Here is a 25,726-nt window from a genome sequence, read left to right as displayed (position 1 = left end):
GGATGCCGCGCCTATTTGGAGGATCCATGGCCGAACACGATTTCCGCTTCAGTTTGCTGAGCCCGCAACACACCCTGATCGAATGCCGCGCCCTGGTGCCGGGCCGTTACCAGGTCACCGGCAACGGTGGCTCGATCAAGCATGGCGACGTTCTGATCGTCTCCCTGCGCGGCAGTAAAACCCTGTCGATGCGCCTCACCGTCGAAGGTGACGCACGCTACTCCATCCGCCCGGCGGGCCAGTGGGTCGCCATGGCCCAGGGGCCGAAGTTCGGGGAGTTGGAGATTCACACCTGGAAGGTCAACTGCGACAGCTGCGACGCCGTGTTGGACTTCGAGTTTGCGGTGGAAACCAAGCTGACCAAAGAACCGCTGCAACCGGCCGCCAATGCGCGGATCGCCGAGTTGGGCTGGACCAGCGAGGGCGACAAGCACCGCTGCCCGAAATGCCAGAAGGCTGCGCAATGAGAGGCCTGTTTCTGCTCGCCGCCCTCGGGGCGGGCCTGACCGGCTGTGCCGGCGACGCGGTCAAGCTCAAACAGGATCACAGCTACGTGGTGGAATGGATTGGCGAGCGGCCGCTGATGGATTACGCGCACCTGACCGTCACCCTCGGCGCCGATGGTCGCGCCTATGGCAACGGCGGCTGCAACCATTGGTTCGCGCCCTACACCGTCGACGGTGAAAAGCTCAGCTTCGGCCAGATCGGCAGCACCCGCAAACTCTGCGCCGAAGCGTTGATGGAACAGGAACACCGCTTCTTCCAGGCCCTGCAAGGCGTGCAGCGCTGGGATATCTCGCCGATCGAGCAGACCCGGTTCTGGCCGGCCGAGGGCAAACCGATCCGCCTGTGGCTCGAAGAAGGCTGATTTTCCCAATCCATGGATTGATGGAAGCTAAATGTGGGAGGGGGCTTGCCCCCGATGGCGGTGTAACAGTCAACTGATGGAGTGACTGACACACAGCTATCGGGGGCAAGCCCCCTCCCACATTTGATTCCGGGTAGCCCCTAGCCGCGCAAGGCCTTGAGCCTGGCCAGCACGCCTTCCGCCGTCTGCTCGCCCATCAACGTCTCGCGCACCTTGCCCTTGTCATCGATGATGTAGGTCACCGGCAACGCTTCGCTGCGTGGAATATCGAAAATCTCTTCCGGGTTCTGCGCCAGCACCGTGAACTTGATGCCCAGCTTGTCGCTGGCGGCTTTCAGCTCTTCGCCCTGGACATTGTCGAAGTTGACCCCGAACACGCCCACGTTCTGCGCCTTCAACTGTTCGGCCAAGGCATTGAGCTCGGGGATTTCCGTGCGGCACGGACCACACCATTCGGCCCAGTAATTGACCACCAGCCACTGCTTGTCCAAGCGTTCGGACGCCACCTTCTTGCCAAATTGGTCAACGCCGTAATCGTTACCGCAGCCGCTGAGCAGCAGGGTTGTGATGATCGCCAATGCACCGATCAGTCGCCTTGTCATGGGGTAATCCTTCGCAAAAATGAACGTTGGCTGCGGCCTATCGCCTCTTACGGTTTAAGGACAGGTCGCTGCACGGGTAGAATACCCGCCACCTTACGCAAGATGCGACCCGCACATGACCGATCTGACGCTTTATCACAACCCGCGCTGCTCGAAATCCCGCGGTGCGCTGGAGCTGCTGGAGGCCCGTGGCCTCACCCCCACCGTCGTACGCTACCTGGAAACCCCGCTGGACGCCGCGCAACTCAAGGCGCTGCTCGGCAAGCTGGGTATCAGCGCGCGCCAACTGCTGCGCACCGGCGAAGATGAATACAAAACCCTGAACCTGGCCGACGCCAGCCTCAGCGAAGCCCAGTTGATCGCCGCCATTGCCGATCACCCGAAATTGATGGAACGCCCGATCCTGGAAACCGCCGACAAAGCCGTCATCGGCCGGCCGCCGGAAAACGTACTGGAGATCCTGCCGTGACGTCGCCGTATGTGCTGGTGCTGTATTACAGCCGCAATGGCTCGGTCAGCGAAATGGCCCGGCAGATTGCCCGGGGCATCGAGCAAGGCGGGATGGAGGCACGCTTGCGCACCGTGCCGGCGATCTCCACCGAGTGCGAAGCCGTGGCACCGAGCATTCCGGAGGAAGGCGCGCTGTATGCCAGCCTCGACGACCTGAAACACTGCTCCGGCCTGGCCCTGGGCAGCCCGACCCGCTTCGGCAACATGGCCGCACCGCTCAAGTACTTCATCGACGGCACCAGCAACCTGTGGCTCACCGGCGCCCTCGTCGGCAAGCCGGCCGGGGTGTTTACCTCCACGGCCAGCCTGCACGGCGGCCAGGAAACCACGCTGATGTCGATGCTGCTGCCGTTGCTGCACCACGGCATGCTGATCACCGGCCTGCCCTACAGCGAACAGGCCTTGCTCGATACCCAGGGCGGCGGCACGCCCTATGGTGCCAGCCATCACGCCGGGCCGGACGGCAAGCGCATGCTCGACCAGCATGAGATCGCCCTGTGCCGCGCGCTGGGGCTACGCCTGGCGAACACCGCCACGCTGCTGGAGGGCGGTCGTGGCCAGGAAGCCTAAGGTCCTGCCGCCCCAGGCGTGGTTGGAGCCACGGGTCAGAATTGCTCGCGCGCTGAGCCTGCTGGCGTTTTTTGGCCTGGTGGGGTTGCTGTGCGTGTACTACCTGTTCGTTGCTGATCTGCACGGCGCACGGCCGTGGGTGATCCTGCTGATCGAACTGGTGCCCTTGCTGGTGCTGGCGCCAGGCATGCTGCTGGGCAGCGCGCGCGGGCACTCATGGATGTGCTTTGTGGTGAACCTGTATTTCATCAAGGGCGCGCTGGCGGCGTATGACCCGAACCGGCAGTGGTTCGGGGTGCTGGAGATGCTGGCGAGCCTGGCGGTGTTTTGCACGGCACTGTTGTATGTGCGCTGGCGGCATCAGTTGAACCGGCAGCTGGCAGCGGCCTGAAGCCCCTCATCGGGGGCAAGCCCCCTCCCACACTTTTACCGCGCCGCCTATCCAATGTGGGAGGGGGCTTGCCCCCGATGGCATCATCCCGGCCTCAATGGTTGACGGTGTACGCCAACATCATCGACAACTGGCACATCGGCCGTCCACTCTCGGCGTGCCACTGGTTGAACGCGCCCTGCACCGTCGCCAGGTCGCGCAGGCTGGTCGGCGCCTTGTCGACGATCTTCTGCGCGTTCAACGCCGCCACCACGTCATAACTCGGCACAAAGGTATCCTTGCCGACCATGCGTAAAAAGCGCGGCGCTGACAACCCGCCGAGCTGGTGGCCGTGTTTGCTCAGGTACTTCCACAGGCCGACAATGTCGGTCACCGGCCAATCGGCGATGAACGCGCCGAAGCTGCCCTTCTCCTGCTCGATATCCAGGATCATCTGCGCATTGCGCGGCACGCTCTTGAGCTTGCCCAGGTGGCGGATGATGCTGGTGTCCTGCATCAGCCGCTCCAGGTGCTCGGCGCCCATCAGTACGACTTTTTCCGGGTCGAAGCCGAAAAACACCTTTTCGAACGCCGGCCACTTGGCGTCCACCACGCTGTGCTTCAAGCCTGCACGAAACACGCGCAACGCCAGGGTCGACAGGTAGCGATCATCACTGATCTTGCGTAATTGCGCCGCAGTCTTGGGCACAGGCAGGTGGGCTTCCAGCTCGGCTGCCGAACCGAAGCGGTTCAGACAATATTCGTGCAGCCACTTGTAATCGCGCATGCCCTCTCCTGGCAATTGAATGGAAAACGGCGCCCGCGAGCGCCGTGTGTCAGAGCCTTGAATGGGCTCAGAGGTTCACAACATTGACGAAGCGCGACGCGGCGGTCTCATCGATTTTCAGGCTGGTGAAGTCGAACAGGTTGCGGTCGGCCAACTGTGAGGGGATCACGTTCTGCAGGCTGCGGAAGATGCTTTCGGTGCGGCCCGGGGTCTTGCGCTCCCAGTCCAGCAGCATTTCCTTGACCACCTGGCGCTGCAGGTTCTCCTGGGAGCCACACAGGTTGCACGGGATGATCGGGAATTGCTTGAAGTCGGAGTAAGCCTGGATGTCTTTCTCGTTGCAATACGCCAGCGGGCGGATCACCACGTTGCGCCCGTCATCGGCACGCAGCTTGGGCGGCATGGCCTTGAGCGAGCCATTGAAGAACATATTCAGGAAGAAGGTCTCGACGATATCGTCGCGATGGTGCCCCAGGGCCATCTTGGTCGCGCCAATCTCATCGGCGAAGGTGTACAGCGTGCCACGGCGCAGGCGCGAACACAGCGAGCAGGTGGTCTTGCCTTCCGGAATCAGTTCCTTGACCACCGAGTAGGTGTCTTTCTCGACGATGTGGTACTCGATGCCCAGTTCCTTGAGGTAGGCCGGCAGCACATGCTCAGGGAAGCCCGGTTGTTTCTGGTCCATATTGACGGCCACGATCTCGAACTTGATCGGCGCGACCTTTTGCAGGTGCAACAGCACGTCGAGCATGGTGTAGCTGTCTTTGCCGCCGGAGAGGCAGACCATGACCTTGTCGCCGTCCTCGATCATATTGAAATCGGCGACCGCTTCACCGGCCAGGCGACGCAGGCGTTTTTGCAGTTTGTTCTGGTTGACCGTAAGAGTGCCCATGGCGCTTGGATCCGCTGGAGGTGTGTGACGAAAAGCCCAGCATTTTACCGGTAAGAATCACCGAGTTCCAATGTGGGAGGGGGCTGCATTCCAATCTGCGATTAACCCCAACGTTTACAGCGCAATTCGCTCTAAAGGCCCTACAGTTATTCCGGTCATCCCTTCCTATACTGCGACAAGAGGTCGCACAGCTATCCAGGACCTTTGAGGCCATTTGGCCCGTGGGCGCTCCGATGGGGGGCGATGGCAATAACGACAGGAGTGACTGGCATGATCCATCACGTCGTGGGGCTTTTTACCCATCCCGACCAGGAATGGCGGGAAATCCGTGGCGATAAAGAAGAAAGCATCGGCCACATGTACCTCACTCACACCCTGATTCTCGCGGCGATTCCCGCCGTTTCCGCGTTTATCGGTACCACCCAGGTCGGCTGGGTCATCGGCAACCGCGCGCCGGTGATGCTGACCCTGGAAAGCGCACTGTGGATGACCATCATGTCCTACGCCGCGATGCTCGCCGGCGTGGCGGTGATGGGTGCATTCATTCACTGGATGGCGCGTACCTATGACGCCAACCCGAGCATGGCCCGCTGCGTGGCGTTTGCCACCTACACCGCCACGCCACTGTTCATCGGCGGGCTGGCGGCGCTCTATCCACATATGTGGCTGGGCATGGTGGTAGGCACGGCGGCCATCTGCTACACGGTGTACCTGCTTTATGTAGGTGTGCCGACCTTTATGAACATTGATCCGGATGAAGGCTTCCTGTTTTCCAGTTCCATACTGGCCGTGGGGCTGGTGGTGCTGGTGGCGATCATGGCCTTTACCGTGATTGTCTGGGGCTTGGGCGTAGGCCCGATCTATACCAACTGAGCAGATGAACCGTGGGCAAAGCCACCGCAAGGTGGCTTTGTGCATCATGCATGACCATTCGGCGCCTGACAGATTCGGAAACACCCAGCTTTGCGGCATACTGGGCGTCTCTGGAGATATGTACAGCATGCCCGAGCAACTCAATACCCGCGTCGAAGATTGTTTCCTGCTAGCCGAATCCTTTTTCAAACGAAGCTTCAAACGTCCCCAGGTCAGCCTCAAGCTGCGGGGCCAGAAGGCCGGTGTCGCGCATTTGCACGAGAACCTGCTGCGCTTCAACCCACAGTTGTACCGAGAAAACAGCCAACATTTCCTCAAGCAGACCGTAGCCCATGAAGTGGCGCACCTGATTGCCCACCAGTTGTTTGGTGAACGCATCCAGCCCCATGGCGAGGAATGGCAATTGATCATGCGCGGGGTCTACGAACTGCCGCCGGACCGTTGCCACACCTATGCCGTGAAGCGCCGCCAGGTGACCCGCTATATCTACAAGTGCCCGTGCGCGGACAGTGACTTTCCGTTCTCGCCCCAGCGCCATGGCATGGTGGCTCAGGGCCGAAGGTATTTGTGCAGGCGGTGCCGGCAGACGCTGGTGTTTACCGGTGAAACCCGGGTGGAATGAGGGCCTCATCGGGGGCAAGCCCCCTCCCACCTGTTGACCACGCCGCCTATCGAGTGTGGGAGGGAGCTTGCTCCCGATTGCGTCGGTCCAGTCACCCTACTACCTTGGTCCGCCGCAGATCCTGTATGCGCTGAACACTGAACCCCAACTCCGCCAGCACCTCATCACTGTGCGCCCCCACAGCAGCGCCTATATGCCTGGGCGCTGGCAACCCCTCCGAGAACTTCAACGGGCAGGCAATCTGCGCCTGGCTCGAGCCATCCCCCCTGGGCACCTGACTGACCAACGCCCGCGCCCTTAACTGCGGATGTTGCACCGCTTCACTCAGGCTCAACACCGGCTCCACACACGCATCCACCCCGGCAAACAACTCACACAACTCATCAAAGCTACGTTTCTCGAATTCAACCTGCAGCGCCTGCTTGAGTGTGGGCGACAGGCCCAGCGCCGCCAACTCCGGCCGTCCCAGCGCGTCACAGAGTTGCTGCATAAACCCAGGCTCCAGACTGCCGACCGACATCCAACGCCCATCCCGCGAGCGGTAATAATCGTAAAAACTGCCACCGTTCAGCACATGGCTTTCGCGTTCAGGCTCGACATCGCACGCCAGGAAGCCCGCACCCGCCATGGCGTTCAGGCTGAACGAGCAGTCGGTCATGCTCACATCCAGGTACTGGCCTACCCCGCTCTGCTGCCGGGCGATGACCGCCGCGAGCAGCCCCACTACCGCATGCAGCGACCCGCCGCCCACATCCGCCAGTTGTACGCCCAGTGGCAACGGGCCGCTGTCCCGGCGCCCGGTGTAGCTGGCCACCCCGGCCAGCGCCAGGTAATTGATGTCGTGCCCGGCGCGGTCCCTATACGGGCCAGTCTGGCCATAACCGGTGATCGATACATATATCAGCCGGGGGTTGATCGCCTTCAATGCCTCATACCCCAACCCCAGTCGCTCCATCACCCCAGGGCGGAATTGTTCAAGCAGGATGTCGTATTCCTTGACCAGCGCCCGTACGATCTCCAGCGCCTCGGCCTGCTTGAGGTCCAGCGCCAGGCTGCGCTTGTTGCGGTTGAGGTAGGCGTGGCTGGCCGACGTGCCCTGGTCGTGGGGTGGCAGTACGCGCAACAGGTCCATGCGCGTGGGTGACTCGATACGCAGCACCTCGGCGCCCATGTCTGCCAGCATCAGCGACGCAAACGGGCCAGGCAGCAAGGTGGAAAAATCCAGCACTTTGAGGGACGCCAAGGGACCTGACATGGGCACTCCATTTCGGTTTTGAATGCCCACAGACTAGGCAGCCTTGCGCCGGTCGGCAATCGCCGGAACGGTCACCGACAGTGACCGTTTTGATCACGGCGGGCTTTTTCGCGGCGGCGGCTTTATCATTGGCCCACGTTTGCTTGCAGAGTGTTCCATGAAGTTTGCGATTGCAGTGTTTTGTGCCGCCCACGCGCCCTCCTCGCGCCGCGCCCTGCTGTTTGCCCGGGCGGCACTGGCCGGCGGGCATGAGATTGTGCGGCTGTTTTTCTACCAGGACGGCGTGTACAGCGCGTCCAATTCGGTTGTTGTGCCCCAGGATGAGCAGGACATCGCTCGCCAATGGCGTGAGTTTGTCAGCGCGCACCAACTCGACAGCGTGGTGTGCATCGCCGCCGCCTTGCGTCGTGGCGTGCTCAACGAGGAGGAAGCCACCCGTTATCAACGCAGTGCGGTCAACCTCGATGCGCCGTGGGAGCTGTCGGGCCTGGGGCAATTGCACGACGCCGCCCAGGCCGCCGATCGCCTGATCTGTTTTGGAGGGCCGTGACATGTCCAAATCCCTATTGGTGATCAGCCGCCAGGCACCTTGGTCTGGCCCGGGCGCACGCGAAGCACTGGACATCGTGCTGGCTGGCGGTGCCTTCGATCTGCCCATCGGCCTGCTGTTCCTCGACGACGGCGTGTTCCAACTGGCACCACATCAGGACGCCAAGGCCGTGCAGCAGAAGGACCTCGGCGCCAACCTGCAGGCGCTGGGCCTGTTCGGTATCGACGAGGTATTCGCCTGCCACCATAGCCTGGCCGAACGCGGCCTCACGACGCCCGCCAGCGCACAGCCGCTGGACAGCGCTGCGATCTCCCAGTTGATTGACCGTTACGACCAGGTGATAACCCTCTGATGTCGACTCTACATGTGGTTTCCCACTCCCCGTTTACCGATAGCCGCCTGGACAGCTGCCTGCGTATCTGTGGCGTTAATGACGCCATCCTGCTCTGCGGCGACGGCGCCTATGGGCTGCACAACGCGGCGCTGCAAACCAAAGGCGTGAAGGTGTTTGTGCTGGCCGAAGACATGCAGGCGCGCAACCTGCCCTTGCCGGACTGGGCCGACAGCGTCGATTACCCGGGTTTCGTGCAGTTGTCGCTCGACTACGACAAGGTCAACAGCTGGCTATGAACACCCTGACCGTAGGCACACGCACCCTGGAACTGGACAAGGACGGCTACCTGGTCGACCTGAACGCCTGGTCCGAGGAAGTCGCCAGCGCCCTGGCCGCCGCCGAACCCCTGGCGTTGACCGCGGACCATTGGGAAATCCTCACGCTCTTGCGCCAGTTCTACAGCGAATTCCAGCTGTCCCCGGCCACGCGCCCGCTGATCAAGTACACCGCCTTGAAGCTGGGCCCGGAAAAAGGCAACAGCCTGCACCTCAACAAACTGTTCAACGGCACTCCCGCCAAACTCGCCGCCAAGCTGGCGGGCCTGCCCAGGCCGACGAATTGCTTATGACCGACTTTGCCCCGCTGACTCTTCAAACCCCTGCCGAGCACCCGTTTGCACCATTCGTGCGCATCCTGGGCAAAGGCAAGCGCGGTGCGCGCAACCTCACCCGTGAGGAGGCCCGCGAAGCCATGGGCATGCTGCTCGACGAAAAAGTCGAGGACACCCAGCTCGGCGCCTTCCTGATGCTGCTGCGCCACAAGGAAGAAAGCCCGGAAGAACTGGCCGGTTTCACCGAAGCCGTGCGCGAACGCCTGGATGCCCCGGCACTGAACGTGGATGTCGACTGGCCGACCTACGCCGGCAAGAAACGCCACCTGCCGTGGTACCTGCTGGCGGCCAAGTGCCTGGCGCAAAACGGCGTGCGCATCCTCATGCACGGCGGCGGCGCCCACACGGCGGGACGGCTGTATACCGAGCAATTGCTGGGGGGTTTGCAGATTCCCTTGTGCCGCAACTGGCAGCAGGTCGAGGCTGCCTATGCAAAAGGCAACCTGGCCTTTATCCCGCTGGGTGACTGGGCGCCGCAGTTGCAACGCATGATCGACCTGCGCAACACCCTGGGCTTGCGCTCGCCGATCCATTCCCTGGCGCGCCTGCTCAATCCGCTGAATGCGCGATTGGGGCTGCAAAGCATTTTCCATCCCGGTTACCAAGGCGTGCACCGCGATGCCAGCGGCCTGCTCGGCGACAATGTGATTGTGGTCAAGGGCGATGGCGGCGAGGTCGAGATCAACCCCGACACCCTCAGCCATCTGTACGGCACCACCGGCGGCGAAAGCTGGGACGAAGAATGGCCCGCCCTCTCCGCCCAACGCCACGTCAAGCCGGCCACCCTCGACCCCGAGCACTTGAAAGCCGTGTGGCGCGGCGACATCGAGGACAGCTACCCGCAATTGGCACTGATCGCCACCATGGCCCTGGCCTTGCGTGGCCTGGGTCACCCACGGGAGCAGGCCTTTGAACTGGCCCGGCAATACTGGATCGCACGGGACAAATCGATTTAATCGATGATTAACCCCCGGTCTTTGCGCTTTTAGTTCGAACTCATCCCTTTAGACTGGGCTCCAACGCTTATTAGCCAAGGAGCCAGTCATGGGTTTGCTGATCGAAGGGCACTGGAAAGACCAGTGGTACGAAAGTAGCGCGGACGGCGCGTTCCAGCGCGAACAGGCGCAACGCCGCCACTGGGTCACCGCCGACGGCGCGCCAGGCCCGAGTGGCGAAGGCGGCTTCACAGCCGAGGCCGGCCGCTACCACCTCTATGTCTCCCTGGCCTGCCCCTGGGCTCACCGCACGCTGATCCTGCGCAAGCTCAAGGGCCTGGAAAGCCTGATCGACGTGTCCGTGGTCAGCTGGTTGATGCTGGAAAACGGCTGGACCTTCGACAAGGCCCACGGCTCCACCGGCGACAAGCTGGATGATTTCGACTTCATGCACCAGCGCTATACCGCCGATACCGCCGATTACACCGGACGCGTCACCGTGCCGGTGCTGTGGGACAAAAAGCTCAAGCGCATCGTCAGCAATGAATCGGCGGAGATCATCCGCATGTTCAACGACGCCTTCAATGAATTGACCGGCAACACCCTGGACTTCTACCCCCAGCCGCTGCGCACGACCATTGACGCGTTGAACGAACGCATTTACCCGGCGGTGAACAACGGCGTGTACCGCGCAGGCTTCGCCACCTCACAGCAAGCGTATGAAAGTGCGTTTGATGATGTGTTCGCCGAGCTGGGTCATCTGGAACAACACTTGAGCGATCATCGCTACCTGGCCGGTGAATACCTGACCGAGGCAGATGTGCGGCTGTTCACCACGCTGATTCGCTTTGATGCGGTGTACTACAGCCATTTCAAATGCAATTTGCGCAGGATTGCGGATTACCCGAACCTGTCGAATTGGTTGAGGGAGATGTACCAGTGGCCGGGGGTGGCCGAGACGGTCGATTTCGAACACATCAAGGGGCATTACTATGCCAGCCATCGCACGATCAACCCGACGGGGATTGTGCCGAAGGGGCCGTCGCAGGGGTTTGATGAACCGCACGATCGGAAGCAATTGATTGGCAAAGGCGTGTGGAACTGATCCGACGTATTGGCTGGCTTTTAGGGCCTCATCGGGGGCAAGCCCCCTCCCACACAGGAATGCAGTCCAATGTGGGAGGGGGCTTGCCCCCGATGCTTTCAAGGCTCAGACCTGCGACTGTGCGCCTTCAAACCACTTCAGCTTCTCGCGCAACACCACCACTTCGCCGACGATCACCAGTGTCGGCGCATGCACTTCATGCTCCGCCACCATCCGTGGCAAGTCGGCCAGGGTGCCGGTGAACACGCGCTGGTTGGACGTGGTGCCCTGCTGGATCAAGGCCGCCGGGGTATCCGCCGCACGCCCGTGCTTGATCAACTGATCACAGATGATCGGCAAGCCGATCAAGCCCATGTAGAACACCAGGGTCTGCGAGGGGCCCACCAGGTCATGCCAGGGCAGGTCCGAGGTTCCGTCCTTCAAATGCCCGGTGATAAAGCGCACCGACTGCGCATAGTCGCGATGGGTCAGCGGAATTCCGGCATATGCCGCGCAACCGCTGGCTGCCGTGATTCCCGGCACCACCTGGAACGGAATGCCATGGGCGGCCAGTTCCTCGATCTCTTCGCCACCACGACCAAAGATGAACGGATCGCCCCCCTTGAGGCGCAACACCCGCTTGCCCTGCTTGGCCAGGTCCACCAGTTGCTGGTTGATCTGGTCTTGTGGCACGGCGTGGTCGGCGCGACGCTTGCCGACGTAGATACGCTCGGCATCCCGGCGGCACAGTTCGAGGATCGCGGGCGCCACCAGACGGTCGTACAACACCACATCGGCTTGCTGCATCAGGCGCAGGGCACGGAAGGTCAGCAGGTCGGGATCACCCGGACCCGCACCCACCAGATAAACCTCGCCCGGCGCATAAGGCGGCGCGCCGTTGACCTTCTCGATCAGCAAGCGCTCGGCCTCATCGCCCTGCCCAGCCAACTGGCGGTCGGCAATCGGGCCCTGGAACACTTCTTCCCAGAACGCACGACGCTGCTGCACATCCGGATACAAGCCTTTGACCTGGGCACGAAAACGCGCCGCCAGCCCGGCCAGTTGCCCGTAAGTGGACGGAATCCAGGTTTCCAGCTTGGCGCGGATCAAGCGCGCCAGCACCGGCGCATCGCCACCGCTGGACACGGCGATCACCAAGGGCGAACGGTCGACGATCGCCGGGAAGATCACACTGCACAAGGCCGGCGCGTCGACCACGTTGACCGGTACGCAACGGCGCTTGGCATCGCTGGACACTTGCGCGTTCAGCGGCTCGTCGTCGGTTGCCGCAATGATCAGGGTGCAACCGTCGAGGTCAGCCTCCTGATAACCGCGCAGAATCAGTTCCCCGCCACTGCCCAGTACCAGTTCACGCAACTGGTTTTCGATCTGGGGAGCAACCACCCGCAGCAACGCCCCGGCGTCGGCCAGCAGCCGGGATTTGCGCAAGGCAATCTCCCCGCCACCGACGACCAGCACACGGCTGCCGCGCAGGTTATGAAACAGCGGCAGAAATTCCATTTAGCGAATGACCTCAACGCCCGCCATGTAAGGCTTGAGCACTTCCGGTACGCGGATCGAACCGTCAGCCTGCTGGTAGTTTTCCAGCACCGCCACCAGGGTACGGCCTACGGCCAGGCCGGAACCGTTGAGGGTGTGTACCAGCTCCGGCTTGCCGGTTTCCGGGTTGCGGAAACGCGCCTGCATGCGACGGGCCTGGAAATCACCGCAGTTGGAGCAAGACGAAATCTCGCGGTACTTGTCCTGGCTCGGCACCCACACTTCGAGGTCGTAGGTCTTCACGGCGCTGAAACCCATGTCACCGGTGCACAGGGCCAGCACGCGGTACGGCAGCTCCAGCAGTTGCAGGACGCGCTCAGCATTGGCGGTCAGGCCTTCCAGGGCGTCCATCGAGGTCGACGGCTCGACGATCTGCACCATCTCGACCTTGTCGAACTGGTGCTGGCGGATCATGCCGCGGGTGTCGCGGCCCGATGCGCCGGCTTCACTGCGAAAGCACGGGCTGTGGGCGACGAACTTGATCGGCAGTTGCCTGGCGTCGAGGATCTCGCCGGAGACGATATTGGTCAGCGACACTTCGGCGGTCGGAATCAGGTACAGGTCGGCTTCGCCGTCGCGGCTGATCTTGAACAGGTCTTCTTCGAATTTCGGCAACTGGCTGGTGCCCATCAGCGCCGGCGCCTGCACCAGGTACGGGGTGTAGGCCTCTTCGTAACCGTGCTCGCCGGTGTGCAGGTTGATCATGAACTGCGCCAGTGCGCGGTGCAGGCGCGCAACCGGGCCGCGCAACAGCGAAAAGCGCGCGCCGGACATCTTGGCGGCAGTTTCGAAATCCAGGCCACCACTCAGTTCGCCCAGGGCGACGTGGTCCTTGATCTCGAAATCAAAGGCCTTCGGCGTGCCCCAGCGACGCACTTCGACGTTGCCGTCTTCGTCTGCGCCGATCGGCACCGATTCGTGGGGGATGTTGGGGATGCCCAGCAGGATCGAATCCAGCTCGGACTGGATTTTTTCCAGCTCGACTTTACCCTCGGACAGCTCGGTGCCCATGCGCTCGACATCCGCCATCAACGGTGCGATGTCTTCGCCGCGCTGCTTGGCCTGACCGATGGATTTGGAACGCGCATTACGCTCAGCCTGCAGTGCTTCGGTGCGGGTCTGGACGGTCTTGCGCTGTTCTTCCAGCGCTTCGATGCGCGCAACATCCAAGGCAAAGCCACGGGATGCCAGGCGGTCCGCTACGTCCTGAAGGTTGCTACGTAACAGTTTGGAATCGAGCATGTCGGTCTCTCGTTTATCAAAGTTTGGTCAAGGACAGGCCGGCCCAGGTAGCGAGCAGCCCGCCGAATACGCTGATGCCCAGGTACCCGAAGGCTATCAGGGCCTGCCCGCTTTCCAGCAGGCGCAGCGTATCCAGTGAAAAGGATGAAAAGGTCGTCAGACCGCCTACAAAGCCGACAATCAAGCCGGCGCGAATTTCAATCGGTACTTCCGGGCGCAACAGGAACCAGCCGTACAACAGCCCGATGATCAGGCAGCCCACCAGGTTGACCGCCAGGGTCGCCGCGTAAAAATGCCTGGGCCAATTGGCGCTGACCCAGGTGCCGGTGGCGAAACGCAATAATGTACCAGCGATGCCGGCTGCGGACACGGCAAGAATCGTCTTGAACACTACTTTCTCCGCTGTCTGGGGCTGAGTCGATCAAGTTGCGCGAGGTGATTGAGCTTTTCGCCGATCTTCAGCTCCAGGCCACGGGGCACCGGTTGATAGAGCGGCAACGGTTCAAGCTCATCGGGAAAATAGTCTTCACCGGCCGCGTAGGCATCCGGCTCATCGTGGGCGTAACGGTATTCATCGCCATAACCCAGCTGCTTCATCAGCTTGGTCGGCGCGTTGCGCAGGTGCATCGGCACTTCGAGCGAGCCATATTCGGCGGCGGCGCGCAGTGCGGACTTGAAGCCCATGTACACCGCGTTGCTTTTTGGCGCGCAGGCCAGGTAGGTGATGGCCTGGGCCACCGCCAACTCGCCTTCCGGGCTGCCGAGGCGTTCCTGTACGTCCCATGCCGCCAGGCACAGGCTCAGTGCACGCGGGTCGGCGTTGCCGATGTCTTCGCTGGCCATGCGCACCACACGGCGAGCGAGGTACAGCGGGTCGCAACCGCCATCGATCATGCGTGCAAACCAGTACAGCGCACCGTCGGGGTTGGAGCCGCGCACGGATTTGTGCAGTGCCGAGATCTGGTCGTAGAAGGCCTCGCCGCCCTTGTCGAAGCGGCGGCGCGTGTCGCCGAGCAGGCTTTGCAGGAGGTCGACGCCAATCTCACCGCCGTCTTCGGCCAGGTCGGAGGCGTTTTCCAACAGGTTGAGGAAACGACGACCATCGCCATCGGCAGCCGTCAGCAGGATCTTGAAGCCCTCTTCGCTCACGCTCAGTTGGCGCTTGCCCAAGCCCTTGTCTTCGTTCAAGGCGCGCTGCAGCAGCTTCTGCATCGCCGCCTCGTCCAGGCTTTTGAGCACATAGACCCGCGCCCGCGACAGCAAGGCGTTGTTGAGCTCGAACGAAGGGTTTTCGGTGGTGGCGCCGATGAAGATCAGCGTGCCGTCTTCCACATAGGGCAGGAACGCATCCTGCTGCGACTTGTTGAAACGGTGCACTTCGTCGACGAACAGGATGGTGCGCTTGCCGTACTGCCCGGCCTGCTGCTTGGCGACTTCCACCGCCTGGCGGATCTCCTTGACCCCGGCGAGTACCGCCGAGACCGTTTCGAAGTGTGCATCGGAGACTTTTGCCAAGAGCCGCGCCAGGGTGGTCTTGCCCACCCCCGGCGGCCCCCAGAAAATCATCGAGTGCAGCGCACCCTGCTCCAGGGCTTCACGCAGGGGCTTGCCGCGAGCGAGCAGGTGTTCCTGACCGACGTACTCATCCAGGTTGGTCGAACGCAGACGTGCGGCCAGTGGCTGGGCAATCGGGTCACTTCGAAACAGGTCCATGGGCAGCGTTTGAAACCTCTGGGGAATTTATTCCTGGATCACGTCGGCACCCTTGGGGATGTCGAACTTGAACTTGGACGCCGGTACCGGCTGGTTGGCCTTGACCCCGGAGAACAGGATATCGGTGCGCTGGCCGACGCTGTCGATCAGGCGCATGTTGTTGATCACGCCGTTACCGAACGACAAGGACAGGGTGTCAAACAGCGTGTCCTTGGATTTCGGCTTGAGGGTGAATTCAATCACGTTGCTGGTCTGCTTGGAGGTGATGTCGAAGCTGTCGTTGATCTTCGACACGTCACCTGAGAGCAACAGCGCCGGGGTCTGGTTCAGGCGCGGGTCGAGCTTCTTGATGGTCGCCTGTTCCAGGTCCGGGTCCCACAGGGTGACCTTCTGGCCATCGGACACGATGGTCTGCTCGGCCTTGCCCTCGGTGTGCCAGTAGAACAGGCCAGGACGCTGCACGGCCATTTCGCCGGCGGTTTCCTGCAACTGGGTGCCGCCGGCATCCAGGGTCAACTGGGAGAAGCGCGCGGTCAGGGTCTGGGATTTGTCGAGCAGATTCTTCAGGCTGGCGACGGAGGCCGGGTCAGCGTGAGCCGAAACAGCGGTCAGGGCCAGTGCCGGCAACAACAGCATGCGGATAAAGCGCATGGGAGTCCTCATTGAGTAGTCAGGACGCGCCGCGTGCTGTCACGCGGCGCGGGATCAGTCGCGCATCTGCCCGGGGGCAATGACTTCACGCGAGCCGTTGGTGTTCATTGCGGTCACGACGCCAGCGTTTTCCATGGCTTCGATCATACGAGCGGCACGGTTGTAGCCGATTTTCAGCTTGCGTTGCACCGCGGAAATCGAGGCTCGACGGCTTTCGAGCACGAACGCCACGGCTTCATCGTACAGCGCATCGGTCTCGGCATCATCGTCGCCACCGCCACTGCCGCCATCGAAGCCACTGCCGGCCTCTTCAACACCGGCAAGAATGTCATCGTTGTATTCCGGTGCGCCGCGCAGTTTCCAGGCCTCCACCACACGGTGCACTTCATCGTCGGAGACAAAGGCGCCGTGCACCCGAATCGGCAGGCTGGTGCCCGGCGGCATGTAGAGCATGTCGCCATGGCCGAGCAGTTGTTCGGCGCCCCCCTGGTCGATGATGGTCCGCGAGTCGATCTTGCTCGACACCTGGAACGCCATGCGCGTCGGGATGTTGGCCTTGATCAGGCCGGTGATCACGTCCACCGACGGCCGCTGGGTGGCAAGGATCAAGTGAATACCGGCGGCACGGGCCTTCTGGGCGATACGCGCGATCAGCTCTTCAACCTTCTTGCCGACAATCATCATCATGTCGGCGAATTCGTCGACCACCACCACAATGGTCGGCAGCTTGGTCAGCTTTGGCGCTTCGTCGTGAATGCTTTCGCGCCGGTACAACGGATCGTCGATGGTCTCGCCGCGTTCCTGGGCTTCCTTGATCTTGGCGTTGAAGCCCGACAGGTTACGCACGCCCATCTTCGCCATCAGCTTGTAGCGGCGCTCCATCTCGGCAACGCTCCAGCGCAGGGCGTTGGCGGCGTCCTTCATGTCGGTGACCACCGGGCACAGCAGGTGTGGAATGCCTTCGTAGATCGACAGTTCCAACATCTTCGGGTCGATCATGATCAGCTTGGCGTCTTCCGGGCCGGACTTGAACAGGATCGACAGGATCATCGCGTTCACCCCCACCGACTTACCGGAACCGGTGGTACCGGCGACCAGCAGGTGGGGCATCTTCGCCAGGTCGGTGATCACCGGCTTGCCGCCGATGTCATGGCCCAGGGCCAGGGTGACCGGCGACTTGAAGTTGTCGTACTCGGGCGTCGACAGCACTTCGGAGAAGCGCACGATCTGGCGGTCTTCGTTGGGAATCTCGATACCCACGGTGGTCTTGCCGGGAATGACTTCCACCACGCGCACGCTGGTCACGGCCAGAGAGCGGGCCAGGTCTTTCGCCAGGTTGGCGATGCGGCTGACCTTCACACCGGCGGCCGGCTGGATTTCGTAACGGGTGATCACCGGGCCGGGATGGATGGAGTCCACCGAGACTTCGACGCCGAATTCCTTGAGCTTGATTTCCAGCAGGTGGCCGACGGCCGCCAGGGACTCTGGGGAATAGTTGAGTTGTTTCTTTTCGGCCGGGTCGAGGATCGAGATCGGCGGCAAGGTGCCTTCGACGGCGCTGTCGATGAACAACGGCGCCTGTTTCTCTTTCTGTACGCGATGACTCGGTTCGGCCGGCTTGGGCGGCGCGGGAGCAATCACTGGCGGCACCTGCTTCTCGCGGTCCGACATGTGCTTGCTCAAGGCCTGTTCGCGTTCGATCAGGCGTTCCTTGACCTTGGCCTGCTCACGCCGGTCCGGTGTGCTCGGGGCCACCACTTCGTTGACACGGGTGTCGACCTCACGCAGTTGGGCGACCATGCGCTTGCGGTCGACACGGGCCGCCCACCAGCGATTGGCGGCGCCCTGGAACAGCTCCAGCAGGTCGAGGGTGATCTTGCCGGTCACGTCCATCACCTTGAACCAGGACAGGTCGGTGAACACGGTGAGGCCGAACAGGAACAAGGCGATGAACATCAGGGTACTGCCCTGGATATTCAGGGTCCGGCGCGCCAGGTCGCCGAGGCTTTCGCCCAGCGCACCACCGGCGCCCGCCGGCAGGCCGGTGGGTGCATGGAAATGGATATGCGCCAGCGCCGCGCCGGACAACACCAGGAACACCAGGCCGATCAGGCGCCAGGAGAACAGCCAGCCGCTCCACTGCCACGGCTCATGGCGCTGGCGGAAGATCTGCCAGGTCTTGATCGCCAGCAGCAACGGGAAGATATAGGCGAAGTAACCCAGCACCATGAACAGGATATCGGCGCTGTAGGAACCGGCAGGGCCACCGAAGTTCTGCACGTCTTCGATCTTGCTGTTGTGGCTCCAGCCCGGATCGTCCTTGCCATAGGTCAGCAAGGCCATCATCAGGAACAGGCACAGCGCGCCGATCGCGATCAGCGCACCTTCCTTGAGGCGATAATGCAGGTGCTGGCGCCAGGCCGGCACGACTGCTGCTTTAGGTGTTGCGGCGGATTTCTTCAAAACGGGTCTTTTCCTGCGCCTTTAGCGCGTCCATCTGTTGAATGACTGCAAATACTGCCCAATCCGAGCAGCTGAAAAATGAACGAGCGTCGTTGAATCTACTGTTTAACACCGGACTATTGCTGGATGAAATGACGATAACGCCACAATGGCCGCATTGTACGGGTTTGTGTCCCTGATGCCACGCCGCTTGGCGCTCTTCCAGCAGCATAGCCAATTGTGTGTCACAAGATGTTCAATTTGAGCATGCATTGTCTTTGCTGACAAAGGCTTATGAGCTGTTTTTACCAATCGAGGCAAGCTTGGCAAATGGCCTGCATGGAACAGACCCGATTACGACCACGCCCCCGGCATAGAGTTGCAGAAACACCTGCTCACGCTAATCCACCTTAATGTCCGATCCGGGCTGGTCCGATGGCGCCAGGTCGACAATAATCAGCACTGCCGCCGCAGGTGTCATTCCTGCCACTCCCCTCCCCTTCCGTAAAGCCTGGATGCCATGCTGACCTGGTTACAACGCGATTCACTGACTTTCCCCCCACTGGCCAAGGCCATGCGCGAACCCAATGGCTTGCTCGCCGCCGGCGGTGATCTCAGCGCCGAACGGCTGATCCAAGCCTACCGTCACGGCTGCTTCCCCTGGTTTTCAGAGGGCCAACCGATCCTCTGGTGGTCGCCCGACCCACGCACAGTGATATTCCCCGACGAACTGCATGTATCGCGCAGCCTGGGCAAACTGTTGCGCCAACAGCGCTACAGCGTGACCTTCGACCAGGACTTCGCCGCCGTTATCCAGGCCTGCGCGGCGCCACGCGCCTATGCCGATGGCACCTGGATCACCGAAGGCATCCAGAGCGCCTATCTGGAACTGCACCAGCGCGGCTACGCGCATTCGGTGGAGGTCTGGGACAAGGGTGAACTGGTAGGCGGCCTCTACGGCCTCGCAATGGGCCAGCTGTTTTTTGGTGAGTCCATGTTCAGCCGCGCCGACAACGCTTCGAAATTCGGCTTTGCCACGCTGACCCATCAATTGCAGGCCTGGGGCTTTGTGCTGATCGACTGCCAGATGCCCAACGATCACCTGCACAGCCTGGGTGCCCGCGCCATATCCCGCAGCGACTTCGCAGGGTTCCTGCACGACCATCTGGACCAGCCCAACGCCGGACCGTGGGTTTCCTAGGCGACATCCGCGCTCCTGGCTTACACTTATTTCAAAGCTTATCCGAGGGTTGATCATGACCGAGTTGGCGCGTTTGAAGTTTTATGCCACTCAACCCCACTCTTGCAGCTATCTGCCCGACGAGCAGGCCACCACGCTGTTCCTCGACCCCAGCCAGCCTATGGACGTGCATGTGTATGCCGACCTGTCGGAGATGGGGTTTCGGCGCAGTGGCGATCATCTGTACCGGCCGCATTGCCAGAACTGTAATGCCTGCGTGCCCGCACGCATCCCCGTTGCGCAGTTTCTGCCGGACCGCAACCAGAAACGCATCCTCAAGCGCAACGCAGACCTGACGGTGACGTCGGCCAAGCCGCGCTTCACCGAAGAATATTTCGACCTTTACCAGCGCTACATCGAACAACGCCACGCTGACGGCGATATGTTCCCGCCCAGCCGCGATCAGTTTTCCACGTTCCTGGTCCGCGACCTGCCCTTCTCGCGCTTCTACGAATTTCGTGCGGACGGCCGGCTGGTGGCTGTCGCGGTGACCGATCTGTTGCCTAACGGCCTGTCGGCGGTCTACACCTTCTATGAACCCGCCGAAGAACGCCGCAGCCTGGGACGCTTTGCGATCCTCTGGCAGATTGGCGAAGCCTTGCGCCAGGAACTGGAGGCGGTGTACCTCGGCTACTGGATCAAGAACTGCAAAAAGATGAACTACAAGACCCAATATCGGCCCATTGAACTGCTGATTAATCAAAGATGGGTCGTGCTTAACTAGAACCCCTTGGCTTGAACACCCTTTTTCGGGCACAATGCACGCCGCTTTTGCCTGGCGCAGTTGCACCGGGCCATTCACTGGATACCGAGGGCTTTACTGCATGTCGAAAGAAGACAGCTTCGAAATGGAAGGCACTGTCGTCGACACCCTGCCCAACACCATGTTTCGTGTGGAGTTGGAAAATGGGCACGTCGTAACCGCGCATATCTCCGGCAAGATGCGCAAGAACTACATTCGTATTCTTACCGGTGACAAAGTGCGCGTCGAGCTGACGCCCTATGACTTGAGCAAAGGGCGCATCACTTACCGCGCTCGCTAAGCAAGTCAATACAAAACGCCCGGTTATGCCGGGCGTTTTTGTGTGCGTGCTATTTACCAAGTGCCACCACCCAATGCGGGAGGGGGCTTGCTCCCGATAGCGGTGAATCAGTCACCCATGTAGCGACTGAAACACTGCTATCGGGGGCAAGCCCCCTCCCACATTGAAGCTCGCCGCTATGGATCAGGCCATTTCAGCTGTAGTTTCAAACTCGAAGGTCAGCTCGCCGTCCTTCAGGTCGATGTGCACTACGCCACCATGGTCGGAAAGCTCGCCAAACAGGATCTCTTCGGCCAGCGGCCGCTTGATCTTGTCCTGGATCAGACGCGCCATTGGGCGTGCGCCCATTGCCGCATCGTAGCCGCCTTCGGCCAGCCAGCTGCGCGCCGCGTCCGTGACCTCCAGCTGCACGCGCTTGTCTTCCAACTGCGCCTGGAGCTCGGTGAGGAACTTGTCCACCACGCTCTTGATAACCTCATGGCTGAGGCGACCAAACTGGATAATGGTGTCCAGGCGGTTGCGGAACTCAGGCGTGAAGCTCTTCTTGATGACTTCCATCGCATCGGACGAGTGATCCTGGTGCGCGAAGCCAATGGAAGCCCGCGCGGCCGTTTCGGCACCGGCGTTGGTGGTCATGATCACGATCACGTTGCGGAAATCCGCCTTGCGCCCGTTGTTGTCGGTCAGGGTCCCGTGATCCATCACCTGCAGCAGCAGGTTGAAGACTTCAGGGTGGGCCTTCTCGATTTCATCGAGCAGCAGCACGCAATGGGGTTGCTTGGTGATCGCCTCGGTCAACAGGCCGCCCTGGTCGAAACCGACATAACCCGGAGGCGCGCCGATCAGGCGCGACACGGTGTGACGCTCCATGTATTCGGACATGTCGAACCGCACCAGCTCGATACCCATGGCCTTGGCCAGTTGCCGGGCCGCTTCGGTCTTGCCGACACCGGTCGGGCCGGCAAACAGGAACGAACCCACCGGCTTGTCCGGCGACTTGAGGCCTGCACGCGACAGCTTGATCGCGGTGGACAGCGAGTCGATGGCCGCATCCTGACCGAACACGGTCAGCTTGAGGTCGCGCTCCAGGTTACGCAGCAACTCCTTGTCGGAGCTGGTGACGTGTTTTGGCGGAATCCGCGCGATCTTCGCCACAATATCCTCGACCTGCGGCACGTCGATGCGTTTTACACGCTTCTCGACCGGCTGCAGACGCTGGTAGGCACCGGCTTCGTCGATTACGTCGATGGCCTTGTCCGGCATGTGCCGGTCATTGATGTAGCGCGACGCCAGCTCAGCGGCTGAACGCAGTGCTTCATCGGTGTACTCGATGCCATGGTGCGCCTCGAAGCGCCCCTTGAGCCCGCGCAGGATGCCGATGGTGTCCTCTACCGAAGGTTCGGACACGTCGACCTTCTGGAAGCGACGTGCCAGGGCACGGTCTTTCTCGAAGATGCCACGGAATTCCTGGAACGTGGTCGAGCCGATGCAGCGTATATCACCCGACGACAGCAGCGGCTTGAGCAGGTTGGAGGCATCCATCACCCCACCGGAGGCCGCACCGGCACCAATGATGGTGTGGATTTCGTCGATGAACAGGATCGCCTGCGGGCGTTTTTTCAGCTCACCGAGCAGCGCCTTGAAGCGCTTCTCGAAGTCGCCACGGTACTTGGTCCCGGCGAGCAAGGCGCCCAGGTCAAGGGAGTAGACGACGCTGTTGGCCAGCAGGTCCGGCACCTGGTTATCCACGATGCGCTTGGCCAGGCCTTCGGCAATCGCGGTTTTACCCACGCCTGCCTCGCCCACCAGCAACGGGTTGTTCTTGCGACGACGCGCGAGGATCTGCGCGACACGCTCAACCTCGAGCTCACGCCCCACCAGCGGATCGATCCGCCCCTGGCGCGCCAGTTCGTTGAGATTACTGGCATAGGCATCCAGTGGATTGCCCGAAGAAGAAGACTCACCGCCCTCGTCGTCCTGCATATCCTGCTCACCCTCGGAATGATCGCCGTGCCCGGGCACCTTGGAGATACCGTGGGCGATGTAGTTGACGACATCGATACGGGCAACGCTCTGCTGTTTGAGCAGGAACACTGCCTGGCTTTCCTGTTCGCTGAAAATCGCCACCAGCACATTGGCGCCCGTGACTTCACGCTTACCGGAGCTCTGAACATGGAACACGGCACGCTGAAGCACCCGCTGGAAGCCCAGGGTTGGCTGGGTCTCACGGTCTTCATCGTGGACTGGAATAAGTGGCGTTGTGGAGTCGATAAACTCCTGCAGGTCATGCTTGAGTTTGTCGAGGTTGGCGCCGCACGCACGTAGAACGGTGGCGGCAGCTTCGTTATCCAAAAGTGCCAGCAGCAGGTGTTCGACGGTCATGAACTCATGACGCTTCGAACGAGCCTCCTTGAAGGCAAGATTGAGGGTGACTTCGAGCTCGCGGTTTAACATAGCTTCACCTCATACCCAAGTGGTCGGCGTTAACCGTCCTTCTCGATTTCACAGAGTAGCGGATGCTGGCTTTCCCTGGCGTACTGGTTGACCTGCATGGCCTTTGTCTCGGCGATGTCGCGGGTAAACACTCCACATACTGCCCGTCCTTCTGTGTGAACGGCCAGCATTACCTTGGTCGCCAACTCGCGGTTCAGGTTAAAAAACACCTCGAGCACTTCGACCACGAAATCCATCGGTGTGTAGTCATCATTGAACAAAACCACCTTGTACATCGGCGGCGCCTGTAGAGCAGGCTTGGCCTCCTGAACAGCAATGCCTGCAGAACCGTCGTCATCATGTTGCTGATCCGGTCGATCCTGATTGAATGTTAGTCGAATCTGGCTGTTTGCATGCATGGAAAGAAAGGTTCGTCAGTGGTTCAAATACAGTGGTGGGGGCGACCTGTCAGAATTTCAACTCTGACCGACTGGTCGCCTTGACTATCGGCGAAACGGTGTTACAACCAATAGAACCCACATTGGGTAAAAAAGGTCCGCGCAGTCAACCTTATTTATTCGGGTTAGGACGGATAAACTGGATGATACTCCAGTGATGGAGTCTGGTGCAGAGGGATATGGGTATGGCAAGCGGTAAGGTCAAGTGGTTCAACAATGCCAAAGGGTACGGCTTCATTATTGAAGACGGCAAGGATGAAGACCTTTTTGCGCATTACTCAGCGATCAAAATGGACGGTTATAAAACGCTGAAAGCGGGGCAGCCGGTCTCCTTTGACATTATTCAGGGGCCCAAAGGCAAGCACGCGATCGAAATCAGTGCGCCAGTCACCATCGGCACAGCCAAAGAGGGCGTCGCTCAAAAATCAAAAGAGCAATTAGCCTGATCAGCCACCGAGCAGGCGCCCAATAAAAAAACCGGCCATCCCGTTTACGGTGTGGCCGGTTTTTTACCCCTGTCGCTTACATGTGCGAGATCAGCGCATCACCGAAGCCAGACGAAGACACCAGGGTGGCGCCATCCATCAGACGCTCGAAGTCATAAGTCACAGTCTTGGCAGAAATCGCGCCATTAGTGCCCTTGATGATCAAATCCGCCGCCTCGGTCCAACCCATATGGCGCAGCATCATCTCGGCCGACAGAATCAGCGAACCCGGGTTGACCTGATCCTTGCCCGCATACTTCGGCGCAGTACCGTGGGTCGCCTCGAACATCGCCACGGTATCCGAAAGGTTGGCACCCGGCGCAATACCGATCCCCCCCACTTCCGCCGCCAGCGCATCAGACAGGTAGTCGCCGTTCAGGTTGAGGGTGGCGATCACGTCATACTCAGCCGGACGCAACAGGATCTGCTGGAGCATGGCGTCGGCGATAGCATCCTTGACCACCACATTCTTGCCAGTCTTGGGGTTCTTGAACTGCATCCATGGGCCGCCATCCAGCAGCGTCGCACCAAATTCTTCAGCCGCCACCTCATAGGCCCATTCCTTGAAGGCACCTTCGGTGAACTTCATGATGTTGCCTTTGTGCACGATGGTCAGCGAGTCGCGGTCGTTATCCACTACATATTGCAGGGCTTTGCGCGCTAGGCGCTTGGTACCCTCCTTCGAGACCGGCTTCACGCCAATTCCGCAATCCTGGTCGAAACGGATCTTGGTCACGCCCATTTCTTCCTTGAGGAACTTGATCACCTTGATCGCTTCAGGCGAACCGGCCTTCCACTCGATACCGGCGTAAATATCTTCGGAGTTCTCCCGGAAGATGGTCATGTCCACATCGCCAGGCTTCTTGACCGGACTGGGCACGCCTTCGAACCAGCGCACCGGGCGCAGGCACACATACAGGTCGAGTTGTTGGCGCAGGGCCACGTTCAGCGAACGGATGCCGCCACCCACCGGGGTGGTCAGCGGACCCTTGATGGAGACCACGTAATCCTTGACCGCATCCAGGGTTTCCTGGGGCAGCCAGGTGTCCTGGTCGTAGACTTGAGTTGCTTTCTCGCCAGCATAAACCTCCATCCAGGAGATCTTGCGCTTGCCGCCGTAGGCCTTTTCAACAGCGGCGTCGACTACCTTGATCATCACCGGGCTGATGTCGACACCGATACCGTCACCTTCAATGTAAGGGATGATCGGTTGGTCAGGAACATTGAGAGAATGGTCTGCATTGACGGTGATTTTGTCGCCGACTGCCGGAACCTGAATCTTCTTGTATCCCATGCTGAACTCCATCTATGGATTGAACATCTGGCTGCGTTCGAGCCTACTCCAGATAAATGGCGACTGAAACCTCGCGCCATGCTCATTTGCATCGAAAACAGCATAATTTGTCGCCTACAAGCCTGAAAGCAAAGGCAAAATCGCCAATCTTGAGCACATCGTGCGACTTTCGTCGCAATCGGGTACCTGCGACCTTTAGACCAATGGACGACACACCTTTTGTATGAAGGCTCGGCGTAAGCA

General features: G+C 60.8%; 31 protein-coding genes. 17 read left to right on the top strand and 14 right to left on the bottom strand.

Annotated features, from left to right (window positions below; all coding sequences use genetic code 11):
- Positions 1 to 26: 26 nt before the first annotated feature.
- Both BM017_RS13815 and BM017_RS13810 read left to right on the top strand, forming a co-directional pair.
- Positions 27 to 467: a hypothetical protein gene (locus tag BM017_RS13815; RefSeq protein WP_071491872.1), complete on the top strand. Its 441-nt coding sequence runs from the start codon at positions 27 to 29 to the stop codon at positions 465 to 467.
- On the top strand, positions 464 to 868 hold the full coding sequence (locus BM017_RS13810) for an META domain-containing protein (protein ID WP_071491873.1): 405 nt from the start codon (positions 464 to 466) through the stop codon (positions 866 to 868). Before BM017_RS13815 ends, BM017_RS13810 begins: the two co-directional genes overlap by 4 nt.
- A gap of 140 nt (positions 869 to 1,008) precedes the next feature.
- Here the strand turns inward: BM017_RS13810 and BM017_RS13805 are convergent, their stop codons facing one another.
- A complete protein-coding gene (locus tag BM017_RS13805; protein WP_071491874.1) occupies positions 1,009 to 1,470 on the bottom strand; it encodes a TlpA disulfide reductase family protein in 462 nt (153 codons plus the stop codon).
- Positions 1,471 to 1,585: 115 nt separating this feature from the next.
- Here BM017_RS13805 and arsC point away from each other — a divergent pair, with 115 nt between their 5' ends.
- The 3 genes from arsC to BM017_RS13790 are packed head-to-tail and all read left to right on the top strand — an operon-like array spanning position 1,586 to position 2,941.
- Entirely contained in the window at positions 1,586 to 1,939 is a 354-nt protein-coding gene (arsC, locus tag BM017_RS13800; protein WP_092245120.1) for an arsenate reductase (glutaredoxin), read from the top strand.
- Entirely contained in the window at positions 1,936 to 2,550 is a 615-nt protein-coding gene (gene wrbA, locus BM017_RS13795; RefSeq protein WP_071491876.1) for an NAD(P)H:quinone oxidoreductase, read from the top strand. The genes arsC and wrbA overlap by 4 nt, the downstream gene beginning before the upstream one ends.
- Positions 2,534 to 2,941 carry a DUF2069 domain-containing protein gene (locus BM017_RS13790; protein ID WP_092245117.1) on the top strand — a complete coding sequence of 136 codons (408 nt, stop codon included), beginning with the start codon at positions 2,534 to 2,536 and terminating at the stop codon, positions 2,939 to 2,941. Before wrbA ends, BM017_RS13790 begins: the two co-directional genes overlap by 17 nt.
- A 94-nt stretch (positions 2,942 to 3,035) precedes the next feature.
- Here BM017_RS13790 and BM017_RS13785 read toward each other — a convergent pair whose 3' ends face one another.
- Both BM017_RS13785 and ttcA read right to left on the bottom strand, forming a co-directional pair.
- Positions 3,036 to 3,707, bottom strand: coding sequence for a DNA-3-methyladenine glycosylase I (locus tag BM017_RS13785; RefSeq protein ID WP_071491878.1), 672 nt, complete (start codon positions 3,705 to 3,707; stop codon positions 3,036 to 3,038).
- 67 nt (positions 3,708 to 3,774) lie between these two features.
- Entirely contained in the window at positions 3,775 to 4,599 is an 825-nt protein-coding gene (gene ttcA, locus BM017_RS13780) for a tRNA 2-thiocytidine(32) synthetase TtcA (RefSeq protein WP_058425451.1), read from the bottom strand.
- Positions 4,600 to 4,869: 270 nt separating this feature from the next.
- Between ttcA and BM017_RS13775 the strand changes: the two genes are divergently transcribed.
- Entirely contained in the window at positions 4,870 to 5,472 is a 603-nt protein-coding gene (locus tag BM017_RS13775; RefSeq protein WP_092245113.1) for a Yip1 family protein, read from the top strand.
- A gap of 127 nt (positions 5,473 to 5,599) precedes the next feature.
- Positions 5,600 to 6,094, top strand: a complete 495-nt coding sequence (locus tag BM017_RS13770) for a SprT family zinc-dependent metalloprotease (protein WP_071492040.1) — start codon at positions 5,600 to 5,602, stop codon at positions 6,092 to 6,094.
- A gap of 91 nt (positions 6,095 to 6,185) precedes the next feature.
- On the opposite strand, the gene BM017_RS13765 is transcribed toward BM017_RS13770, so the two are convergent.
- Entirely contained in the window at positions 6,186 to 7,349 is a 1,164-nt protein-coding gene (locus BM017_RS13765) for a CaiB/BaiF CoA transferase family protein (RefSeq protein WP_071491879.1), read from the bottom strand.
- A gap of 157 nt (positions 7,350 to 7,506) precedes the next feature.
- Between BM017_RS13765 and tusD the strand changes: the two genes are divergently transcribed.
- From tusD to BM017_RS13735, 6 genes are all read left to right on the top strand, one after another.
- Positions 7,507 to 7,899: a sulfurtransferase complex subunit TusD gene (gene tusD, locus BM017_RS13760; RefSeq protein ID WP_092245110.1), complete on the top strand. Its 393-nt coding sequence runs from the start codon at positions 7,507 to 7,509 to the stop codon at positions 7,897 to 7,899.
- Between the two features lies 1 nt (position 7,900).
- Positions 7,901 to 8,251, top strand: coding sequence for a sulfurtransferase complex subunit TusC (gene tusC, locus BM017_RS13755; protein WP_071491881.1), 351 nt, complete (start codon positions 7,901 to 7,903; stop codon positions 8,249 to 8,251).
- A complete protein-coding gene (tusB, locus tag BM017_RS13750; protein ID WP_071491882.1) occupies positions 8,251 to 8,529 on the top strand; it encodes a sulfurtransferase complex subunit TusB in 279 nt (92 codons plus the stop codon). The genes tusC and tusB overlap by 1 nt, the downstream gene beginning before the upstream one ends.
- Entirely contained in the window at positions 8,526 to 8,861 is a 336-nt protein-coding gene (locus tag BM017_RS13745) for a TusE/DsrC/DsvC family sulfur relay protein (protein WP_071491883.1), read from the top strand. The genes tusB and BM017_RS13745 overlap by 4 nt, the downstream gene beginning before the upstream one ends.
- A complete protein-coding gene (locus tag BM017_RS13740; RefSeq protein WP_092245107.1) occupies positions 8,858 to 9,859 on the top strand; it encodes a glycosyl transferase family protein in 1,002 nt (333 codons plus the stop codon). The genes BM017_RS13745 and BM017_RS13740 overlap by 4 nt, the downstream gene beginning before the upstream one ends.
- A gap of 88 nt (positions 9,860 to 9,947) precedes the next feature.
- The gene (locus BM017_RS13735; protein WP_092245104.1) at positions 9,948 to 10,943 is read left to right on the top strand and encodes a glutathione S-transferase family protein; all 996 of its coding nucleotides are present in this window, start codon (positions 9,948 to 9,950) and stop codon (positions 10,941 to 10,943) included.
- A 105-nt stretch (positions 10,944 to 11,048) separates the two neighbouring features.
- On the opposite strand, the gene cysG is transcribed toward BM017_RS13735, so the two are convergent.
- Genes cysG through BM017_RS28860 form a run of 7 tightly spaced genes read right to left on the bottom strand, consistent with a single transcriptional unit; the run spans position 11,049 to position 18,768 of the window.
- Entirely contained in the window at positions 11,049 to 12,443 is a 1,395-nt protein-coding gene (gene cysG / locus BM017_RS13730; RefSeq protein WP_092245101.1) for a siroheme synthase CysG, read from the bottom strand.
- Entirely contained in the window at positions 12,444 to 13,724 is a 1,281-nt protein-coding gene (gene serS, locus BM017_RS13725) for a serine--tRNA ligase (RefSeq protein WP_092245098.1), read from the bottom strand.
- A 16-nt stretch (positions 13,725 to 13,740) separates the two neighbouring features.
- Positions 13,741 to 14,115 (bottom strand): fluoride efflux transporter CrcB, encoded by a 375-nt coding sequence (crcB, locus tag BM017_RS13720; RefSeq protein WP_071491888.1) that lies wholly within the window; start codon positions 14,113 to 14,115, stop codon positions 13,741 to 13,743.
- Positions 14,115 to 15,437, bottom strand: a complete 1,323-nt coding sequence (locus tag BM017_RS13715; protein ID WP_071491889.1) for a replication-associated recombination protein A — start codon at positions 15,435 to 15,437, stop codon at positions 14,115 to 14,117. Before BM017_RS13715 ends, crcB begins: the two co-directional genes overlap by 1 nt.
- Positions 15,438 to 15,464: 27 nt before the next feature.
- Positions 15,465 to 16,088 (bottom strand): outer membrane lipoprotein periplasmic chaperone LolA, encoded by a 624-nt coding sequence (gene lolA / locus BM017_RS13710; protein ID WP_071491890.1) that lies wholly within the window; start codon positions 16,086 to 16,088, stop codon positions 15,465 to 15,467.
- A 54-nt stretch (positions 16,089 to 16,142) separates the two neighbouring features.
- Positions 16,143 to 18,551, bottom strand: coding sequence for a DNA translocase FtsK (locus BM017_RS13705; protein WP_071491891.1), 2,409 nt, complete (start codon positions 18,549 to 18,551; stop codon positions 16,143 to 16,145).
- Positions 18,526 to 18,768: a hypothetical protein gene (locus BM017_RS28860; RefSeq protein ID WP_139212897.1), complete on the bottom strand. Its 243-nt coding sequence runs from the start codon at positions 18,766 to 18,768 to the stop codon at positions 18,526 to 18,528. The genes BM017_RS13705 and BM017_RS28860 overlap by 26 nt, the downstream gene beginning before the upstream one ends.
- 282 nt (positions 18,769 to 19,050) lie before the next feature.
- On the opposite strand from BM017_RS28860, the gene aat reads away from it, so the two are divergent.
- The 3 genes from aat (at position 19,051) to infA (ending at position 20,813) form a co-directional block, all read left to right on the top strand.
- Positions 19,051 to 19,731 (top strand): leucyl/phenylalanyl-tRNA--protein transferase, encoded by a 681-nt coding sequence (aat, locus tag BM017_RS13700; protein WP_071491892.1) that lies wholly within the window; start codon positions 19,051 to 19,053, stop codon positions 19,729 to 19,731.
- Between the two features lie 55 nt (positions 19,732 to 19,786).
- Positions 19,787 to 20,494 (top strand): arginyltransferase, encoded by a 708-nt coding sequence (locus BM017_RS13695; protein ID WP_071491893.1) that lies wholly within the window; start codon positions 19,787 to 19,789, stop codon positions 20,492 to 20,494.
- Positions 20,495 to 20,594: 100 nt separating this feature from the next.
- Entirely contained in the window at positions 20,595 to 20,813 is a 219-nt protein-coding gene (gene infA / locus BM017_RS13690; protein WP_002553999.1) for a translation initiation factor IF-1, read from the top strand.
- A gap of 183 nt (positions 20,814 to 20,996) precedes the next feature.
- Here the strand turns inward: infA and clpA are convergent, their stop codons facing one another.
- Entirely contained in the window at positions 20,997 to 23,267 is a 2,271-nt protein-coding gene (gene clpA / locus BM017_RS13685) for an ATP-dependent Clp protease ATP-binding subunit ClpA (RefSeq protein WP_071491894.1), read from the bottom strand.
- A gap of 29 nt (positions 23,268 to 23,296) precedes the next feature.
- Positions 23,297 to 23,665: an ATP-dependent Clp protease adapter ClpS gene (gene clpS, locus BM017_RS13680; protein ID WP_071491895.1), complete on the bottom strand. Its 369-nt coding sequence runs from the start codon at positions 23,663 to 23,665 to the stop codon at positions 23,297 to 23,299.
- A gap of 218 nt (positions 23,666 to 23,883) precedes the next feature.
- Here clpS and cspD point away from each other — a divergent pair, with 218 nt between their 5' ends.
- Positions 23,884 to 24,150, top strand: coding sequence for a cold shock domain-containing protein CspD (gene cspD / locus BM017_RS13675; protein WP_092245095.1), 267 nt, complete (start codon positions 23,884 to 23,886; stop codon positions 24,148 to 24,150).
- Positions 24,151 to 24,226: 76 nt separating this feature from the next.
- Here cspD and icd read toward each other — a convergent pair whose 3' ends face one another.
- A complete protein-coding gene (gene icd / locus BM017_RS13670) occupies positions 24,227 to 25,483 on the bottom strand; it encodes an NADP-dependent isocitrate dehydrogenase (protein WP_028616796.1) in 1,257 nt (418 codons plus the stop codon).
- Between the last annotated feature and the right edge of the window lie 243 nt (positions 25,484 to 25,726).

This window comes from Pseudomonas sp. NFPP04, from assembly GCF_900113815.1.
Lineage (GTDB): Bacteria > Pseudomonadota > Gammaproteobacteria > Pseudomonadales > Pseudomonadaceae > Aquipseudomonas > Aquipseudomonas extremorientalis.
This window is presented reverse-complemented; position numbering and strand designations above follow the sequence as displayed.